Source organism: Pseudomonas sp. UBA6315 (assembly GCF_002438125.1).
Lineage (GTDB): Bacteria > Pseudomonadota > Gammaproteobacteria > Pseudomonadales > Pseudomonadaceae > Aquipseudomonas > Aquipseudomonas faucium.
In genome coordinates, this window is record NZ_DJTF01000036.1 from 1 (window position 1) to 3,932 (window position 3,932).

Annotated in this window: 5 protein-coding genes and 1 pseudogene; 3 read left to right on the plus strand and 3 right to left on the minus strand. The window is 59.8% G+C overall.

Annotated features, from left to right (window positions below; all coding sequences use genetic code 11):
• The 3 genes and pseudogenes from B3E94_RS04605 to B3E94_RS04615 form a co-directional block, all read left to right on the plus strand.
• Window positions 1-107 (plus strand): annotated as a pseudogene (locus tag B3E94_RS04605) (sulfate adenylyltransferase small subunit); the annotation flags it as partial.
• 16 nt (window positions 108-123) lie between these two features.
• Complete coding sequence (gene cysN, locus B3E94_RS04610; protein WP_286912497.1) at window positions 124-2,025, plus strand: sulfate adenylyltransferase subunit CysN; 1,902 nt, start codon at window positions 124-126, stop codon at window positions 2,023-2,025.
• A 152-nt stretch (window positions 2,026-2,177) separates the two neighbouring features.
• A complete protein-coding gene (locus B3E94_RS04615; RefSeq protein WP_286912498.1) occupies window positions 2,178-2,810 on the plus strand; it encodes a hypothetical protein in 633 nt (210 codons plus the stop codon).
• A gap of 33 nt (window positions 2,811-2,843) precedes the next feature.
• Here B3E94_RS04615 and B3E94_RS04620 read toward each other — a convergent pair whose 3' ends face one another.
• The 3 genes from B3E94_RS04620 to B3E94_RS04630 form a co-directional block, all read right to left on the minus strand.
• Entirely contained in the window at window positions 2,844-3,512 is a 669-nt protein-coding gene (locus B3E94_RS04620) for an RES family NAD+ phosphorylase (RefSeq protein WP_286912499.1), read from the minus strand.
• Between the two features lie 63 nt (window positions 3,513-3,575).
• On the minus strand, window positions 3,576-3,758 hold the full coding sequence (locus B3E94_RS04625; protein WP_176512336.1) for a hypothetical protein: 183 nt from the start codon (window positions 3,756-3,758) through the stop codon (window positions 3,576-3,578).
• Window positions 3,755-3,910 carry a bacteriocin immunity protein gene (locus B3E94_RS04630; protein WP_286912500.1) on the minus strand — a complete coding sequence of 52 codons (156 nt, stop codon included), beginning with the start codon at window positions 3,908-3,910 and terminating at the stop codon, window positions 3,755-3,757. The genes B3E94_RS04625 and B3E94_RS04630 overlap by 4 nt, the downstream gene beginning before the upstream one ends.
• Between the last annotated feature and the right edge of the window lie 22 nt (window positions 3,911-3,932).

Sequence of the window (3,932 nt, forward strand, 5' to 3'; positions counted from 1 at the left end):
TCATTCAGGAAATGCTCCTGACGCGCACTTCCGAGCGCCAGGGCCGAGTCATCGACCACGATGGCGCCGGTTCCATGGAAGACAAGAAACGTCAGGGCTACTTCTAATTTTCAGGGTTACTCCATGTCGCACCAATCCGATTTGATCAGCGAAGACATCCTCGCTTATCTGGCTCAGCACGAGCGCAAAGAACTGCTGCGTTTCCTCACCTGCGGCAACGTGGATGACGGCAAGAGCACCCTGATCGGGCGCCTGCTGCACGATTCGAAGATGATCTACGAGGACCACCTCGAGGCCATCACCCGCGATTCGAAGAAGTCTGGCACCACCGGCGAGGAAGTCGACCTGGCGCTGCTGGTCGATGGCCTGCAGGCCGAGCGTGAGCAGGGCATCACCATCGATGTCGCGTACCGCTACTTCTCCACCGCCAAGCGCAAGTTCATCATCGCCGACACCCCGGGCCACGAGCAGTACACCCGCAACATGGCCACCGGCGCCTCGACCTGCGATTTGGCGATCATCCTGGTCGATGCCCGCTACGGCGTGCAGACCCAGACCCGCCGGCACAGCTACATCGCCTCGCTGCTGGGCATCAAGCACATCGTCGTCGCGGTCAACAAGATGGACCTCAAGGGCTTCGACGAGCAGGTGTTCGAGTCGATCAAGGCCGACTACCTGAAGTTTGCCGAAGCCATCAACCTGCAGCCGTCGAGCCTGCACTTCGTGCCGATGTCGGCGCTCAAGGGCGACAACGTGGTCAACCGCAGCGAGCGTTCGCCGTGGTACACCGGCCCTGCACTGATGGAAATCCTCGAAACCGTCGAAGTGTCGGCCGACCGCAACGTCACCGACCTGCGCTTCCCGGTGCAGTACGTCAACCGCCCGAACCTGAACTTCCGCGGCTTCGCCGGTACCATCGCCAGCGGCGTGGTGCACAAGGGCGACGACATCGTGGTGCTGCCGTCGGGCAAGAGCAGCCGGGTCAAGTCCATCGTCACCTACGAAGGTGAACTGGAGAATGCCGGCCCTGGCCAGGCCGTGACCCTGACCATGGAAGACGAGATCGACATCTCCCGTGGCGACCTGCTGGTGCATGCCGACAACGTGCCGCCGGTGACCGACCAGTTCGACGCCATGCTGGTGTGGATGGCCGAAGAGCCGATGCTGCCGGGCAAGAAATACGACATCAAGCGCGCCACCAGCTACGTGCCAGGCTCGATTGCCAGCATCACCCACAAGGTCGATGTGAACACCCTGGAGCAGGGCGCTGCCAGCGCGCTGCAACTGAACGAGATCGGCCGCGTCAAGGTCGCCCTGGACGCCCCGATCGCCCTGGACGGTTACGACAGCAACCGCACCACCGGTGCCTTCATCGTCATCGACCGCCTGACCAACGGCACCGTGGGCGCCGGCATGATCATCGCCCAGCCTGTATTGCCGCACGGCAGCACCGGCCAGCATGGCAAGCAGGCGCACGTGTCCACCGAAGAGCGCGCCCTGCGCTTCGGCCAGCAACCGGCCACCGTGCTGTTCAGCGGCCTGTCCGGCGCGGGCAAGAGCACCCTGGCCTATGCCGTGGAACGCAAGCTGTTCGACATGGGCCGTGCGGTCTACGTGCTCGATGGCCAGAACCTGCGCCACGACCTGAACAAGGGCTTGCCCCAGGACCGCGCCGGTCGCACCGAGAACTGGCGCCGCGCCGCCCACGTGGCGCGCCAGTTCAACGAAGCTGGCCTGCTGACCCTGGCTGCGTTCGTCGCCCCGGATGCCGAAGGCCGCGAACAGGCCAAGGCACTGATCGGCAAGGACCGCCTGGTGACCGTTTACGTCCAGGCCTCGCCGCTGGCCTGCCGCGAGCGTGACCCGCAGGGCCTGTACGCTGCTGGCGGCGACAACATCCCGGGTGAGAGCTTCCCGTTCGATGTGCCGCTGGATGCCGACCTGGTGATCGATACCCAGAGCGTCAGTGTTGAAGAAGGCGTGAAGCTGGTGCTGGATGTGCTGCGTCAGCGTGGCGCTATCTAAGTACTGGTGTTTGTGAAGAACCCCGCTTCGGCGGGGTTTTTTGTTTGTGGGTTTCAATGATTGCTTTGTATTGACAAATTGACAAGTTGACAGATTTTTCTCGGCGCCCTAGCCTAAGGGCACATGAGCAATTCAGGTTCTGGGGAGGTTTCATGAGTGTGGTCACCCACGATGCGATTCATCCCGCGCTCGCAAGCATCGAGGCCGCCAAGGCTGCATTGCGGGAGCGTTTCGAGGAGCATCTTGCTCGAGCGTCGGCGGCGGTAGTGCTGAAAGCCGTGGCGCTTGCAGACGAGAAGGCTTTTGCTGCGCTAGCCAAGGTTGAGGTTGAGGCGAAGCGTAGTATTGCAACGCGCAACCAGGAGGCGGTGGCCAGGATGAAGGCGCGCGCCTTTGAACGGGTAGACAGTCGCTGTGAGCTGCTTGACGCTAAAGCAGCGTGCGAAATCCTGGGCATTACCAAACAAGCACTGAGTCAGAAGGCCAAGGCGGGGAAGCTACTGGCCTACACCAATACCGGCAATCGCAGAAAGTTCTACCCGTCGTTTCAGTTTGTCGAAAACAAGCCAAGGCCAATCATTGAGGCATTGATAACATCGCTTGATGTAGATCCTGCTGATACGCAAGCAATGAACATGCTCGTTCAGCATCTGGTCGGCAGAATGGATTACTCCGACCCAGGCGAGCCGAGCAACGAAGTGCCCCGGTTTGAAGTACTGGATGATCCAACCGCTCTGGAAATTATCAAGCGTGACTACCGGAATGCGTTGATGGCCGGACAGTGAAGGGGGGCCTCGTGAGAGGTCCGTTTTTTGTGCTTACTCCAGCACTAAACCCAGACTCTCCAGGAATTCCACAGCCGTCTCCCCATTCGGTAACAGTACTTCCATACACAGTTGGTGGCTGACCGCCTCGACTTGGCGCCTACGGCCCTCGAACAGCACGAGGTTGCACCCGTCCATGGACCCGGTCACGGTGTAAACCGCTGACTGATAGAGCAGGCCATCGACCTCACCGACATTCATGCACGCTTGGCTGATTTTTTGGGTGAGTGCATATCCCTCTCGCCCCTGTCCCTTGGCCTGCACGATATCGCGCACTTTATGGTGGGTGGCTCTATTCGCCAATGCGGCCACGTCAACCACGTTCAATACACGCGCCGCCTTGAGTCGATGCAGTGAGGTTTGCTCTAGTCGCCAGAGACTAACTGACTGGTCATCAACACCCTGGCCAGGCTGGAAGGACTCGGCCACGGCAACTTCCTCGGTGAGACCGAGGTAATAGACGCCGATCTGTTTGGCGGGATCGGCGTAGCGGGTGTCGGAGTCGGCGCGATAGTGGACGGGGTTGGCATCGTAACGGGAGGGCTGAACGCGGTACAGCACTGTACCGGGAGGTATTTGGCACAGTAGTTCCGGGTAGTTGTTCAGTGTCTTCAGCACTTGCTCGGAGATAGTGTTATCCGGGTTTTCCACTATACCGCTCATGAAGCACCTCCGAGCAATCGCAGTGGTATGCGCGGGTACCGCTGAATTAACGGCATATGCTAGCTAGCCCTTTTTGTCCTCGAGCGACTTGTAGTGCCGGTCATAGTCACTATGGCGTTCGCAACCTTGTTTGTAAGGATCCATGTCGCAGGCGAACTTCTGGTCCTGCAGATTAGGCAGAATGAGGATCCTGCCGTCGGCACAACCGGATAGAAGCAGCATCAATACCCATACAGACTTGTTCATTGCACGTCCTTGAACAGGGGAAGTCCCTTTGATTTTCGCCAGGCGATGATGCGTGCGATCACTGCCACAGCGTAGCCGTCCAGTTCGTTTGCCGGGTAGTAGAGGAGGTCAGAGCCCTCTGGGTGCTCGGCCACGTCGATAAAGTGTTCCAGTAATCGATCCTGCCAGGCTGAA